General features: G+C 63.5%; 14 protein-coding genes. 4 read left to right on the top strand and 10 right to left on the bottom strand.

The genetic code is table 11. From position 1 onward, the window contains the following. A partial coding sequence (locus tag CWO89_RS46230) for a hypothetical protein (RefSeq protein ID WP_165421401.1) occupies positions 1-634 on the top strand: 634 nt, incomplete at its 5' end. Between the two features lie 164 nt (positions 635-798). Here CWO89_RS46230 and CWO89_RS30520 read toward each other — a convergent pair. The 7 genes from CWO89_RS30520 to CWO89_RS30490 form a co-directional block, all read right to left on the bottom strand. Continuing rightward, the gene (locus CWO89_RS30520; protein ID WP_130582262.1) at positions 799-1,599 is read right to left on the bottom strand and encodes an NUDIX hydrolase; all 801 of its coding nucleotides are present in this window, start codon (positions 1,597-1,599) and stop codon (positions 799-801) included. A 2-nt stretch (positions 1,600-1,601) separates the two neighbouring features. Continuing rightward, complete coding sequence (locus CWO89_RS30515; RefSeq protein ID WP_130582261.1) at positions 1,602-2,558, bottom strand: dihydrodipicolinate synthase family protein; 957 nt, start codon at positions 2,556-2,558, stop codon at positions 1,602-1,604. 105 nt (positions 2,559-2,663) lie between these two features. Continuing rightward, positions 2,664-3,542: an SDR family oxidoreductase gene (locus CWO89_RS30510; RefSeq protein ID WP_130582260.1), complete on the bottom strand. Its 879-nt coding sequence runs from the start codon at positions 3,540-3,542 to the stop codon at positions 2,664-2,666. 153 nt (positions 3,543-3,695) lie between these two features. Next, positions 3,696-4,556, bottom strand: coding sequence for a MaoC family dehydratase (locus tag CWO89_RS30505; protein WP_130582259.1), 861 nt, complete (start codon positions 4,554-4,556; stop codon positions 3,696-3,698). 206 nt (positions 4,557-4,762) lie between these two features. Beyond that, positions 4,763-5,152 carry a Zn-ribbon domain-containing OB-fold protein gene (locus CWO89_RS30500; RefSeq protein ID WP_130582258.1) on the bottom strand — a complete coding sequence of 130 codons (390 nt, stop codon included), beginning with the start codon at positions 5,150-5,152 and terminating at the stop codon, positions 4,763-4,765. Next, positions 5,152-6,300: a thiolase family protein gene (locus tag CWO89_RS30495; protein ID WP_130582257.1), complete on the bottom strand. Its 1,149-nt coding sequence runs from the start codon at positions 6,298-6,300 to the stop codon at positions 5,152-5,154. Before CWO89_RS30495 ends, CWO89_RS30500 begins: the two co-directional genes overlap by 1 nt. 213 nt (positions 6,301-6,513) lie before the next feature. Then, complete coding sequence (locus CWO89_RS30490) at positions 6,514-10,005, bottom strand: indolepyruvate ferredoxin oxidoreductase family protein (RefSeq protein WP_130582255.1); 3,492 nt, start codon at positions 10,003-10,005, stop codon at positions 6,514-6,516. A gap of 371 nt (positions 10,006-10,376) precedes the next feature. On the opposite strand from CWO89_RS30490, the gene CWO89_RS30485 reads away from it, so the two are divergent. Beyond that, entirely contained in the window at positions 10,377-10,784 is a 408-nt protein-coding gene (locus tag CWO89_RS30485; protein ID WP_130582254.1) for a hypothetical protein, read from the top strand. A 65-nt stretch (positions 10,785-10,849) separates the two neighbouring features. On the opposite strand, the gene CWO89_RS30480 is transcribed toward CWO89_RS30485, so the two are convergent. The 3 genes from CWO89_RS30480 to CWO89_RS30470 are packed head-to-tail and all read right to left on the bottom strand — an operon-like array spanning position 10,850 to position 12,398. After that, positions 10,850-11,662, bottom strand: a complete 813-nt coding sequence (locus CWO89_RS30480; RefSeq protein WP_130582252.1) for an isocitrate lyase/PEP mutase family protein — start codon at positions 11,660-11,662, stop codon at positions 10,850-10,852. Between the two features lie 45 nt (positions 11,663-11,707). Then, positions 11,708-12,058: an antibiotic biosynthesis monooxygenase family protein gene (locus CWO89_RS30475; RefSeq protein ID WP_130582250.1), complete on the bottom strand. Its 351-nt coding sequence runs from the start codon at positions 12,056-12,058 to the stop codon at positions 11,708-11,710. Between the two features lie 34 nt (positions 12,059-12,092). Beyond that, on the bottom strand, positions 12,093-12,398 hold the full coding sequence (locus tag CWO89_RS30470; protein ID WP_130582248.1) for an NIPSNAP family protein: 306 nt from the start codon (positions 12,396-12,398) through the stop codon (positions 12,093-12,095). A gap of 164 nt (positions 12,399-12,562) precedes the next feature. On the opposite strand from CWO89_RS30470, the gene CWO89_RS30465 reads away from it, so the two are divergent. Beyond that, positions 12,563-13,258, top strand: a complete 696-nt coding sequence (locus tag CWO89_RS30465) for an ArsR/SmtB family transcription factor (protein ID WP_165421400.1) — start codon at positions 12,563-12,565, stop codon at positions 13,256-13,258. 248 nt (positions 13,259-13,506) lie between these two features. Next, positions 13,507-13,642, top strand: a 136-nt coding sequence (locus tag CWO89_RS49690; RefSeq protein ID WP_502702927.1) for a GCG_CRPN prefix-to-repeats domain-containing protein, incomplete at its 3' end; no start/stop codon positions are given.

The following is a 13,642-nucleotide window of genomic DNA, read 5'->3' as shown; positions in this document are numbered from 1 at the left end:
CCTAGCTGCCCGCGCCGGGATATCGGACCTTGGTTTTCGCTCCACGATCGATATCGCTTATGGAATGATTGCGCTTGCCGGCAAGGCCGGCATCAACAAAGGCCAGATGCTGGATTGCCTTTCATACCCTTACGCGATGGCAATTGCAGGCCGCAGGGACCAAAACAGTCTGATTTGGAAGGACTTCCTGGCCGAGCAGAAATTCGGCCGAGACGACATTGACCGGTACCTTCTTCCCGTCGATCCAAGCAGCACTCAACCAAAATTCAGGGTGATAGCTTCCAAGGTCGATGATCTCGTCATATCCCTCGCCCAATATGCAAGAAACAATCCGCATCCTCAGCAAGCGGTCGACCATCTCACCACTCTTCTTGCCGAAGATATTGCAGTCGTCGACAAGACATCGGACCTGGTCGTTGGCGGCAACGGTTCTTACAAACGCTTTGATCTTATTAAGAAGCTCACCGCCGAAATACTCAGCCTCCTCCCGAGAGACGATACATCCGTTTCGGCTGTTACGAAGAAGCGAAAGACACGACAGGACTGTTCATCGACGGAGCGTCATCTATTTTTCTTGTCTTCAAGGCCAAGAATGATGACACCACCGTATCGTTCGAAAACGTGCTCGCAATGAAGCCGATGTTCGGCCCAGATTCGAAAAACATCACTGGATTGATCGTTTCCTCGGACCGATCATGGATCAACAAGGTGCTGACGAATTGGAATTACGTCTGCGGAGACTTCTCCATTAAGAGGCCCACATAGTCCGTCCGGGCTGAGCAGGCGCGCCGCCCGCGATTAGCCGGCGGCGCCGACCTCGAAGACCTCGCCGTCATAGCCGGCCTCGAGCGGAATGCGGAGCTGGCGGCCGGTGGCGGTCTTGGTCATGACGGGCATCACCGTGACGATGGATTTGCCGCGGCTGTCCTGCAGCGCCTCGCCGACGCTGGCCTGCTTGCCTAGCCTGATCAGGTTGCGGGTGGTCGGGAACGGTAGCTTGAAGCGGCCGCTTTCCCCGCCTTCCAAGGCCTCACGGGGGGAAACCCAGATCGAATCGGTGGATTCCCTGCCGTCATGGGTACCGAGCTGCTCTGGAGGCGCCGCGGCGAGGAAGAACCAGGTGTCGAACCGCTTCGGCATGCCTTCCGGCGTGATCCAGTGCGCGTAAGGGACGAGTTCGTCGAGCGCCAGCACCATGCCGGTCTCGGCCAGCACGTTCAGGAAGCTGGTTTTGCTTTCGCAGAGCCGGCTCCGATGCGCGAGCTCGATCTCGCGGGCGCGGGTGGCATCCACCAGTTCGCTCGATCCCTTCGGCCGCGCCAGCAGGATGCCGCTCTCCTCGAAGGTTTCTCTGATAGCGCCGATGCGGAAGCTGAGCGCGCTCTCGTCGAGCCCCTCGCCGGCGGAATAGAGCGCGTGGTTGGCGATGATCTCCTTGTCGCCCTTGTCGACGCTGCCGCCGGGAAACACCAGCGCGCCGGAGGAGAAATCGATTTCGTAATGGCGGACCATCATGAAGATTTCGATTTCCCGCCGTGCCGCCGCGTCGCGGAGCAGCAGGATGGTGGAGGCAGGGCGCGGCGTAACGGTCTCGGCCATGGCTAGCCTGCGGCGCTGGACTGCGGCTGCAGATTGGCGCGGCGGTCGACGCGGGCCACGCGCGACAGGAGGTAATCGACCTCCGCCCTCGCCTGCGGCGTGATGACGGCGCCCGGCTTGCGCTGGGCGCTGGAGGCGATGATGCCGCGCTTCTGCAGCACATATTTGCGCACGGTGAGCCCGACGCCCGGCTGCTGCTCGTAGCGGATCAGCGGCAGATGTGCGTCGAACAGATCATGCGCGGCGTCGCGCTTGCCGGCCTTGGAGAGCTTGACCACGTCGATCAAAAGCTCGGGGAATGCGTAGCCCGTCATCGCGCCATCGGCGCCGCGCTCCATCTCGAAATCGAGGAACAGGCCGCCATTGCCGACCAGGATGGACAGCGGGCGCAGCGAGCCGTCCTTCTGGAAATTGCGCAGCGTGGTGATCTTCTCCAGACCCGGCCAATCCTCGTGCTTGAGCATCACGCAGGACGGGCAGTCCATCACGATCTTGCGGATCACCGCCGGCGTGAACACCACCGTGAGCGTCAGCGGGTAGTCCTGCAGCACCCATGGAATGTCGTCGCCGATCGCTTCCTGCGCCTGCTTGAAATAGGCGGTGATCTGGTCGTCGGTGCGCAGGTGCGGCGGCGGCGCGATCATGACGCCGGCGGCGCCGGCATCCATCGATGCCTTGGCCAGCGAGCGCATCGAGGCGAAGCCCGGCGCGGACACGCCGACGATCACCTGCAGATCCTTGGCGCGCTTGACGAAGCGAACAGCCACCTGCTCAGCCTCGGCGGCATCGAGCTTTGGCGCCTCGCCCAGGATGCCGAGCACGGTGACGCCGTCGCAGCCGACCTCGGTGTAGAAGTCGCTGAGCCGGTCGATCGAACGCTCGTCGATGCGGCCGTCGTCATGGAACGGCGTCGGCGCGATCGCAAAGGTGCCGGCGGCCTGGGCGGTGAGCTTCGTCATTCGTGCCTCTATCCTCTCTTGTCATTCCGGGGCGATGCGCAGCATCGAACCCGGAATCTCGAGGTTCCGGGTTCACGCTGCGCGTGGCCGGAACGACTGTGTACTTCAAAACCGCCGCGCGCCCATCTTGATCTGCTCTTCCGAGAAGAAGATGTCCTTGGCGTGGGTGACGATATCCTCGGCCTTCCAGCCCGTGAACGGCGGCTTCCAGCCTTCCATTTCCATCATCCGCATCTCCCTGACCCCGCGCGGGCCGGAGACGCCGAGCACCTTGCCGGTCTGGTCGCCCGACAAGTCGCTGACCATGTATAGCACGGCCGGCGCAATGCCGTCCGGGTCGAGCGCAGCGCCGGGGTTTTCTTTATAGCGGGGCAGGTCTGCGGTCATGCGGGTCAGCGCGCCCGGCGCCAGCGTCCAGATCCGGATGTTGTATTTGCGGCCCTCGATCGCGAGCACGTTGGAGAAGCCCCAGATGCCGCCCTTGGCCGCACCATAATTGCTCTGGCCGAAATTGCCGATCAGCCCCGAGGTCGAGGAGGTGTTGACGATGACGCCGCCGCCGTTCTCGCGCATCCATCGGAACACCGGCAGCGTGCAGCAGAACGTGCCTTTCAGATGCACCTTGATCACCCTGTCCCAGTCGGCCTCGCTCGATTTGGCGAAGGTCTGGTCGCGCAGGATGCCGGCATTGTTGACGAGAATGTCGGCGCGGCCGAAATTCTTGATGGCATCGTCGAACACCGACTGGCCGCCCTCCAGCGTCGAGATGTCGGCGCCATTGGCGACCGCGCGGCCGCCCTCGGCCTTGATCGCATCCACCACCTGCTGCGCCATCGACTTGTCGGCGCCCGAGCCATCACGCGGGCCGCCGAGATCGTTGACCACCACCGCCGCGCCCTCGCGCGCGAACAGTTTTGCGTAGGCTTCACCGAGTCCGCCGCCCGCGCCGGTGATCAGCGCCACCTTGCCGTCGAGTAATCCCATGGTTGTTTCTCCCGCTTCGTTATTCCTTTTCTCCGTCATGGCCGGGCTTGTCCCGGCCATCCACGACCTTTGTCGCCATTGGCAAGAAAGACGTGGATGCCCGGGACAAGCCCGGGCATGACGAGACAGCTCAAAGCGCCTCCACCGGAATCATCAACCCAGCACCGTCTTGCCGCTGCGGATCACGGTGACGCCGCGCGATTTCACCTTGGCCTCGAATGAGATCACGTTGCCGTCCTTCCAGAGATCCATGGTCACGGTCTCGCCGGGAAACACGGGCGAGGAGAAGCGCGCGACGTGCTGCTTGAAGGCGGACGGATCGTAATCGGCATAGGTCTGCAGCACGCCGCGGCAGGTGATGCCGTAGGTGCACATGCCGTGCAGGATTGGCCGCGGGAAGCCTGCTTTTTTCGCGAACTCCGGATCGGAGTGCAGCGGGTTGCGGTCGCCGCAGAGGCGGTAGATCAGCGCCTGGTCCGGGCGCGTTGCGATGTCGACGGTCCGGTCGGGCGCGCGCTCCGGCACCTTGTGCGGCTCGGGCTGGCCCTCGGACGGTCCGCCAAAGCCGCCATCGCCGCGGGCGAAGCGCGAGGCGACCAGCGTGACCAGCTTCTCGCCCTTCTCATCCCTGAGGATGGTCTGGTGGCGGATCACCGCGCCCTTGTCCTTGCCCTTGTCGAAGACGTCGAGCACGCTGGAATCAGCAGTGATGTTTGCGGCGGTCGCCAGCGGCTTGTGGAAGGTGATGTCGCGCTCGCCGTCGACGACGAGGACGCGATTGAGATTCATCTCCCCGGGGCCGGCGCCCCAGGCCGCCACCGATGCGAAGGTCGGCACCACCTTCAGCGGACGCGGCGTCAGCGTCGCCTCATTGACGAAAGCGAGTTCGCGCTCGTCCATGGGATCGGCGCCGATGCCGATGCCATAGGCGTAGAGCATCACCTCGCGATCGCCGTAGCTGTACTTCTGGCCGAGGTTTTTCAGGGCCCTCAGTTGCTCGTAATTGATCGGCATTTTTCTCGTTCCTCCCCGGATATCCGCTTCGCCGGCGCCCGTTACAGCGCCCTCTCCCCTTGCGGGAGAGGGCAGTTCCGCTGCCGGCAACAAACTCGTTCGGGTGAAGGGGTTGCTCCCGCGAGCACCGAACCTGCGGAGAGAACCCCTCATCCGACGCGCATTGCATGCGCGCCACCTTCTCCCACAAGGGGAGAAGGTATTTTTTAGGCCACCGTGAAGAACGGCAATGGCGCGCCGTCGGTTGGCTTCCACACCACCTTCACCTTCTGGCCGATCCTGATCTTGTCCAGGTCGCAGTCGACGATATTGGTCTGCAGCGACGGGCCTTCCCTCAGCGTGACATAGGCGATCGCATATGGACCGGTCGGCGACTTTCGCATCAGGCTGTAGGTATAGACCGTCGCCTCGCCCGAACTCTCCTCCCACACCGTCTTGTCGGAGAAGCAGAACGGGCAGATCGAGCGCGGGAAGTAATGCGGCTCGCCGCAGGCGGTGCAGCGCTTGATCAGGAACTTGCCTTGCTTGGCCGCTTCCCAGAACGGCGCGCTTTCCGGGTTCGTCACCGGCGCATTGTATTTCTTCGCTTCAGTCATCACACGCGCTCCAGAATGCAGGTCGAGGCGGCGTGGCGGACGCCGAGCAGGCCGCCGGTGCCATGCGCAATCGCAAGATCGCAATTGGGCACCTGCACCTTCGGATGCGCTTCGCCGCGCAATTGCCTGACAGCTTCGAGGATCTTGGTCATGCCGCCGCGGTTGACGGGATGGTTGCTGCAGAGCCCGCCGCCGTCGGTATTGAACGGCAATTTGCCGACACCGGAAATCAAATTGCCGTCGGCGACGAACTTGCCGCCCTCGCCTTTCTTGCAGAAACCGAGATCCTCGAGCTGCATCAGCACGGTGATGGTGAAGCTGTCGTAGATCGAAGCGTATTTGATATCCTTCGGCGTCACGCCCGCTTCTTCGAAAGCGCGCGGGCCGGACCACACGCCGGCGGAATAAGTGAGATCGAGATCCTTGCCGCCGCGCGGGCCCTTTATCGCTTCGCCATGGCCGATCAGGCGCACCAGCGGCTTCTTCAGGCTCTTGGCGATCTCGGGCGTGGTGACGATCATCGCGCCACCGCCATCGGTGACGACGCAGCAATCCATGCGATGCAGCGGATCGGAGATCATCGGCGAGTTCAGCACGTCCTCGACGGTGACGACTTCCTTCAGCATCGCGTGGGGGTTGTATTGCGCGTGATGGGACGCGGCGACCTTGATCCAGGCGAGCTGCTCGCTGGTGGTGCCGTAATCGTGCATGTGGCGCATGGCACACATACCGTAGGCGTTATGCGTGGTAGCCCCGTAGGCGGACTCGAAATCGGCCTCGGCGCCGGCGGCGCGCGGCGGCATCACCCCGGTGCGCGGCTTGCCGGCGAGCGTCACCAGCGCGATCGAACATTTGCCGGCGGCGATCGCCTGCGCGGCATGGCCGAGATGGATCAGATAGGAACAGCCGCCGGTCTCGGTGGAATCGACGTGACGTACCTTGAGGCCGAGATAATCGACCATCGGCCAGAGCCCGCCGGGCGCGTCGCCGGCGAGGAAATAGCCGTCGATATCGTCCTTGGTCAGCCCCGCATCCTCGATCGCGCCCTTGGCGACCTCGGCATGGAGCTGCGCGGTGGATTTGTCGGGAGCATGCCGGGTGGGATGCTCATAGATGCCGGCAATGTAAGCCTTGCCTTTGATGGTCAACTCGTTCTCCGCTGGCGTTTCTAGTGCGAGCATTTTTCTGGACCGTCAGGCAGGCCTTGGCAAGCGCGGAAATATTCCGTGCGGCGAGAGAGCAAACATCGAGGGAGACGCGGCACAGGATCGTAGGGTGGGCAAAGCGGAGCGTGCCCACCATCCACGTTCGGTGCAAGAAAGGTGGGCACGCTCCGCTTTGCCCAGCCTAACGGCAGTGCCCTACTCGGCTGCCATCTGGCGCGGGGCCGGCGGCGGGTTGGCCAGGTCGGCGGCGAGTTGGGCGTAGCGGGCTTTTGCGTCCTGCACCGCCTTTTCCTTCACCGGGCCGTAGCCGCGGATGCGGTCGGGCAGCGAGAGCAATTCGACAGCGGTCTCGACCGTGGCCGGCGACAAGAGACCGAGCACCGTCGCGACGTCCTTCTCGTAGCCTGCGATCAAATCGCGCTCGAGCTTGCGGTCGGCGCTGTAGCCGAAGATGTCGAGCGGTGTACCGCGCAGGAAACGCAGCCTGGCCAGCACGCGGAAGGCATTCAGCATCCACGGACCGAAGGCGCGCTTCTTCGGGCGGCCCTGGGCGTCGACGCCGCGCGCCAAGATCGGCGGCGCGAGGTTGAAGTTGAACTTGAAATCGCCTTCGAACTGCTCGCGAAGCTGGTGCTCGAACCGGCCGTCGGTGTAGAGCCGCGCCACCTCATACTCGTCCTTGTAGGCGAGCAATTTGGCGTAGTTGATCGCAACCGCGCGCGGCAGTGCTTCGCCATAGCCGCCCTTGGTGGCGGCATCGCGCACCTGGTCGACCAGTTTGCGATAGCGTTTTGCCAATCTGCCACTCTGATAGGCGGTGAGATGGGCGCTGCGATGGGCGATGATCTCGTCCAGCGTCATGGCATCGAGGGTCTTCGGCGCGACCGGCTCGTCCTGGTCCTTCATCATCTCGGCCAGCCGCGCCGGATCGGCGGCGGCAAGACGGCCGAGCTGGAAGGCGTCCTTGTTCATCTTGATCGAGACGCCGTTGACCTCAATCGCCTGCTCGATCGAAGCTGCCGACAGCGGCAGCAGGCCCTTCTGATAGGCGTAGCCCATCATCATGATGTTGGTGGCGATGCTGTCGCCAAGCAGGGCTTCAGCCGGCCTGGTGAAATCGAAGAAAGCGGAGTCCTGGCGCAGGGCGTTCTCCAGCACCGAGTTCACCTTGGGAACCTGGAAGTTGAAGTCGCGGTTGAGAATGAAATCCGCGGTCGGGATCACATGGCTGTTGATGATGCCGGCCGTGCGGCTGGGTTCGCAGAGCGTGATCGTCTCCTTCGACGCGGCGACCACCTCGTCGGCGGCCAGCACGAGATCGGCGGTGCCGGTGACGATGCGCGAACAGGTGACGTCGGCCGGATGATCGGACAAGCGGACGTGGCTTAGCACCGCCCCGCCCTTTTGCGCGAGGCCCGACATGTCCAGGATCATGCTGGCCTTGCCTTCGATATGCGCGGCCATGCCGAGCAGTGCGCCAATCGTCAGCACGCCGGTGCCGCCGACGCCGCCGACCGCGATATTATACGGACGCTCCAGCGATGGCCGGGTGGCCAGCTCTGGCAGGTCACCGATGGCGCCGAGATCCGGCGGCGCGCGCCGGCGCAGCTTGCCGCCATCGACAGTGACGAAGGACGGGCAAAAACCCTTCACGCACGAATAGTCCTTGTTGCAGGTCGACTGGTTGATGGTGCGCTTGCGGCCGAATTCGGTCTCCAGCGGCTCGACCGAGATGCAGTTCGACTGCACCGAGCAGTCGCCGCAGCCCTCGCAGACGGCGGGATTGATCAGCACGCGGCGCTGCGGGTCCTCCATCAGGCCGCGCTTGCGGCGACGGCGCTTCTCGGCGGCGCAGGTCTGCACGAACACGATCGCGGACGTGCCCTTGAACTCGCGGCACGCCTTCATGACGTTCTCGAGTTCGTCGCGATGAGCGAGCTTCACACCCGGCGCGATGGTGCTGGCCGGATAGGCGTCGGGATTTTCGGAGACGAGGTAGATCTCGCGGATGCCTTCGGCGTGGAGCTGGAAGGTGATCTGCTGCGGCGACAGGTCGCCGTCGTGGCGCTGGCCGCCGGTCATCGCGACCGCGTCGTTGTAGAGGATCTTGTAGGTGATGTTGGCCTTGGAAGCGATCGCCTGCCGGATCGCCAGAATGCCGGAATGGAAATAGGTGCCATCGCCGAGATTGGCGAAGATGTGGTTCTCGTTGGTGAACGGCGCGATGCCGACCCACGGCACGCCCTCCCCGCCCATATGGGTGAAGGTCTCGGTGTTGCGGTTCATCCACAGCGCCATGAAGTGACAGCCGATGCCGGCCATGGCACGGCTGCCTTCCGGCACCTTTGTTGACGTGTTGTGCGGGCAGCCCGAGCAGAAATACGGGACGCGGGCGATCGGGGATGTGGCCTGCATTTGCGTCGCCTGGCGGCCGTTGAACCAGTCGGCCTTGGCACGCAGCATCTCGGCGATCTCTGGGTTGAGATTGAGCCGAAGCAGGCGCTCGGTCAGCGAGCTTGCGAGCGAGGCGACGCTGAGCTCGGCGGCGAAGGTCAGGAAGCGTTTCTCGTGCTCGTCCATCTTGCCGACGATGCGCGGGCGGACGTCGTCGCGCCAGTTGAACAGCTCCTGCTTGACCTGGTTCTCGACGATCTCGCGCCGTTCCTCGACGATGAAGATCTCCTCCAGGCCAACGGCAAAGTTACGCACGCCTTCCGGCTCGAGCGGCCAGGGCATGCCGATCTTGTAGAGGCGGATGCCGATCTTGGCGGCGATCTCCGGCGTAATGCCGAGCTCGCGCAGCGCCTGACGGATGTCCTCATAGCTCTTGCCGGACGCCATGATGCCGTAGCGCGCGTTCGGCGAATCCATGGTGATGCGGTTGACCTTGTTCGCACGGGCAAAGGCGATCGCCGCATAGCCCTTGTAGTCTTGCAGGCGCCGATCCTGGTCGAAGCGATCGTCCGGCCAGCGGATGTTCAGCCCGCCCGGCGGCAGCTCGAAATCGCTCGGGATCACGAACGGCGTCATCTCGTCGCTGAGGTCGATCTCGGCCGTGGTCTCGACGGTCTCGGTGATCACCTTCATGCCGACCCAGCAGCCGGAGTAGCGTGACATCGCGATGCCCAAGAGGCCCATCTCGATCATCTCATGGATGCTGGACGGATAGAGATAGGGCATCAGCGCCGAGATGAAGGCGTGGTCCGACTGGTGCGGGACGGTGGAGGATTTGGCGCCGTGGTCGTCGCCGGCAAGGCAGAGCACGCCGCCATGCTTGGCGGAACCCGCCGCATTGCCGTGACGGAACACGTCACCGCAGCGGTCGACGCCGGGGCCCTTGCCGTACCAGATGCCGACCACACCATCGTAGTTGGCGCCGGGCGAGAGGTGGAGCTGCTGCGAGCCCCAGATCGCGGTGGCAGCCAGGTCCTCGTTCACGCCGGGCTGGAACTTGATCTTGTACTGCTCGAGGTGATGCTTGGCCGCGAAGAGCTGCTGGTCGTAGCCACCAAGCGGGGAGCCACGGTAGCCGGAGATGAAGCCCGCGGTGTTGAGGCCGGCCGCGCGGTCGCGGCGGATCTGCGCCATCGGCAGGCGGACCAAAGCCTGGATGCCGGTCAGGAAGATATGGCCGGTACCCTGGGTATACTTCTGGTCGAGACTGATCGGACCCTGGTTGATTCCCATCTAAGCCCTCGTATTCCTGGTCGCGACGACTGATTTTAGCTAGTCATCCAAGCGCTTTAGAACCAGTCTATGTCGGTTTTCGAAGGCCGCGCAGCACAATTCTGTGCGCAGGCGCCTCGCTTTCGAAGTTCGCAATTTCGTGCCTGGAATGATCGGGTTTGTTTTCGCTTCGTGCGTCGGAGGGGTGTTGCGCGAAACGCCGTGAGGTCCCTGGAGGAGCGGCGGCGCGCGGGTGGATGCGGCGACGGCGTCAGGTGGCCGCGCGATTCTCATTTGCGCGTTTTGTGCAGTGCGTTCTTCTCCGCGCGCGGGATCACGGGAACGTCGGGGAGCGTTGGCGAGTTGTAACCTAGGCTAACGGAGGAAACCCAATGGCAAACCAACCGAATGACCCTAATCGCAGCAATATGACCGAGGAAGAGATCCGCCATCAGGCGCGTCTCGACAATCTGGACAATGAGTTGCAGCCGGATCCGGAGCTTGCCGAGGGCCCGGCCAGCGGAGCGAAGATCGCGATGTTCGCGATTGCGATCGCGGTGGTGCTTGGTGCAGTGTTCTATGGCCTGAACAACACATCCGTTAACAATGCCGGCACGACTCCGCCGTCGCAGAGCGCGCAGAACCAGCCGGCCAACCCCGCATCTCCATCGACCGTGCCGAAGGCCAACACCGAATCCGGCACGACGACGGGCGCGGCGACCAACCGCCCGACACCGCCGCAGTCTAATCCGACCGGCCAGGACGTCGACCATTCGGCCAAACCGGACAGCAACAAGTAAGAGGACCGACACTCTCGCACGCACGGCGGGCATCGATCTGCCCGCCGTGTTTCTTGTTTGAACCGCTACTTGAACATCTTGTTGAGCTCGCCGCCGGGATAGCCGTGGCCGAGCTCGGTGAAGGTCCCCTGCTCCGCCATCTCGCGTGCGGCTTTCATGAAGCCGGCCCAGGCGGCGCGCGCCAGCGAGCCGCCGACGCTGATGCGGCGCACGCCGAGGTCAGTGGCTTCCTGCAGCGACAGGCCGGAAGCGTTCAGGAGATTGACGGGCTTGGGATGCACGGCCTTCACGACCGCCGCGATCTCTTCCTTCGTCTTGATGCCGGGCGCATAGAGGCAATCGGCGCCGGCGGCGGAATAGGCTTGCAGCCGCTCAATGACGAGGTTGAGATCGTTCCGTCCCCACAGGAAGGCTTCGCAGCGGCCGGTGAGCAGAACGCCGCTATCCTCGGCGTCGATCGCCTTGCGTGCGGCCTTGATGCGCTCGACCGCCAAGTCGAAATCGTACAGCGGCTTCGCCGCATCGCCGGTCGAGTCCTCGATCGAGAGCCCCGCGACCCCCGTCTTGACGCCGCGGGCGACGTTGGTCGCGACCTTGTCCGGATCGACGGCAAAGCCGCCTTCGAAATCGGCGTTGACGGGCAGATCGACGGCGGCGCAGAGCGCCGTCAGATGGTTGACGACATCATCGACCGTGACGCGGTTGTCGGCCTTGCCGATGGTCCAGGCAAAGCCGGCGCTGGTGGAGGCGAGCGCCTTGAAACCGAGCTGCTGCAGTGCGCGGGCGCTGCCCACGTCAAAGGGATTGGGCAGGATGAAGCAGCCGCGCTCATGCAGCTTCCTGAACGCGGCGCGCTTCTCGGCAGTCGTGACCGGCATGTTTCCTCTCCTTTCGATGATTTGTGACACCAGACGTATCACGCGCTAGTGCGGCTCATGAACGGCACAGCTGTCCTTCGGCGCCTGCGCGCGATCGTTCATGCCGTAATCGCGGACCACGCTGGCGATCCGGATCCGGTAGTCCTCAAAGATGACCGCGCGACCCTTCGCCTGCGACCTGCGATGTTCCACCACATTGCGCCAGGCCTCGACGGCGGCTTCATTGCGGAAGAACGATATCGACAGGAACTTCCCTTTCTCGGTCAGGCTTTCGAAGCGCTCCACGGAAATGAAGCCGTCAATGGTCTCCAGGATCGGCCGCAACTCGGCGGCAAGATCGAAATATTGCTGCCGAAGTTCCGGCTTCGGCCAGACCTCGAAGATCACGGCGATCATCGGCACCTCCCTCGTTACCCAAAGCGATAGCCTACTACGTAACCGAGCGCAAAAAAGTCCGCTCTTCGGCCAGAATGAATTTCTGTTCCTCGGCGAAATTGAAGTTGGCCATGCCCTCGGCGTCGGCGCGCAGCCGCGCGCGATAGGCCTCGTAGGCGGCAAGGCTTTCGAACGAGATCAGCGCAAAGGCGATGTTGTTGGTGCCCTCATGCGGCATGAAGTAGCCGATCAGATCGCCCCCGCATCTCGGGATAATGGTGAGCCAGCGCCTGGAATATTCCTCGAACTGCGCGCGCTTGAAGGGATCGAGCTGGTAGCGGATGAACACGGTGATGGTCATGGGCTGCTCCAAGTTCTCCACCGTCATTGCGAGCGGAGCGAAGCAATCCATCTCTCAGCTTGCGGAGAGGTGGATTGCTTCGTCGCTTGCGCTCCTCGCAATGACGGCCGCAGTTTGGAGAATATCGCCTTGTCCGACACTAATGCTTCGGCTATGATCGAACTATGAAGGCAGGTCCTGACATCGCCATGGTCGCGTCGCTGGTCGGCGACCCCGCGCGCGCCAACATGCTCACCGCGCTTTTGAGCGGCCGGGCGCTTACCGCAAGCGAGCTTGCGCAGGAAGCGGGCATTACGCCGCAGACGGCGAGCTCGCATCTCTCCAAGCTCGAAACTGGCGGGCTGATCGAGCCGGAAAAGCAAGGCCGCCACCGCTACTACCGCCTCACCGGCACCGACGTCGCAGGCGTGCTGGAGGGGCTTGCCGGGCTTGCCGCGCGCGCCGGCCACATGCGCGTACGCACCGGGCCGAAGGACCCTGCGCTGCGGCGCGCGCGGATCTGCTACGACCATCTCGCCGGCGACCTCGGCGTTCAGATGCTCGACAGCATGAAGAAGCAGCGATTGATCCGGCAGAGCAAGGATGCGATGGAGCTGACCGGCGAAGGCAAGCGCTTCATAGCGAAGGCGCTGCAGATCGACGCCGACGCGCTCATCCATCCCCGCCGCCCCGTGTGCAAGGCCTGCCTCGACTGGAGCGAGCGCCGGCATCATCTGGCGGGCACGCTGGGCGCTGCGCTCATGGAGCGCTTCACCGAGCTGAAATGGGCGGCGCGCGATTCGACACCGGGCAGCCGCGTGGTCAACTTTTCACGAAACGGCGAAAAGCGATTTGCAGCGCTATTCGGGACCGGCGAATAGCGGCGCGCGAGCGCAACGAAGAACTGGCGCCGTCATTGCTCCGTCATTTGCACCCGCAAATGACTGGCGAGTCCCAACGCTGGCGGCGAGTTTCTTCGCTCCGCGGTAAGAAGCAACCGCTCCGTTCACATCGCGTTCAGTCCTGAAAACTATGCTTCGCGACAAGTGATGCGGCGTCTGCGACACTCCAGCGTGGCGAATCACTGTGTCGCATTTGCGTGCGGCGAGAACTCAATGGGAGAACAAGAATGAAGTATCTTCTGGCGGCGGCTGTCGTTGCGGCTGGCATGGTCGCGAGCTTCAGCTCCGCTAACGCAGCGGGTGGTTGCGGCCCCGGCTTCCACCGCGGCCCGTATGGCGGTTGCCGGCCCAACGGCCGCGTTG

The sequence above is a fragment of the Bradyrhizobium sp. Leo170 genome (assembly GCF_004296405.1).
Lineage (GTDB): Bacteria > Pseudomonadota > Alphaproteobacteria > Rhizobiales > Xanthobacteraceae > Bradyrhizobium.
The sequence above is the reverse complement of the archived record's forward strand: the minus strand, read 5'-3'. Positions and strand labels throughout refer to the sequence as shown.

Bases quoted from the DNA above. Each gene is read 5' to 3' on its own strand.
- CWO89_RS30520 (WP_130582262.1), bottom strand. From the start codon at position 1,599: ATGGCCGAGACCGTTACGCCGCGCCCTGCCTCCACCATCCTGCTGCTC.
- CWO89_RS30515 (WP_130582261.1), bottom strand. From the start codon at position 2,558: ATGACGAAGCTCACCGCCCAGGCCGCCGGCACCTTTGCGATCGCGCCG.
- CWO89_RS30510 (WP_130582260.1), bottom strand. From the start codon at position 3,542: ATGGGATTACTCGACGGCAAGGTGGCGCTGATCACCGGCGCGGGCGGC.
- CWO89_RS30505 (WP_130582259.1), bottom strand. From the start codon at position 4,556: ATGCCGATCAATTACGAGCAACTGAGGGCCCTGAAAAACCTCGGCCAG.
- CWO89_RS30500 (WP_130582258.1), bottom strand. From the start codon at position 5,152: ATGACTGAAGCGAAGAAATACAATGCGCCGGTGACGAACCCGGAAAGC.
- CWO89_RS30490 (WP_130582255.1), bottom strand. From the start codon at position 10,005: ATGGGAATCAACCAGGGTCCGATCAGTCTCGACCAGAAGTATACCCAG.
- CWO89_RS30485 (WP_130582254.1), top strand. From the start codon at position 10,377: ATGGCAAACCAACCGAATGACCCTAATCGCAGCAATATGACCGAGGAA.
- CWO89_RS30480 (WP_130582252.1), bottom strand. From the start codon at position 11,662: ATGCCGGTCACGACTGCCGAGAAGCGCGCCGCGTTCAGGAAGCTGCAT.
- CWO89_RS30475 (WP_130582250.1), bottom strand. From the start codon at position 12,058: ATGATCGCCGTGATCTTCGAGGTCTGGCCGAAGCCGGAACTTCGGCAG.
- CWO89_RS30470 (WP_130582248.1), bottom strand. From the start codon at position 12,398: ATGACCATCACCGTGTTCATCCGCTACCAGCTCGATCCCTTCAAGCGC.
- CWO89_RS30465 (WP_165421400.1), top strand. From the start codon at position 12,563: ATGAAGGCAGGTCCTGACATCGCCATGGTCGCGTCGCTGGTCGGCGAC.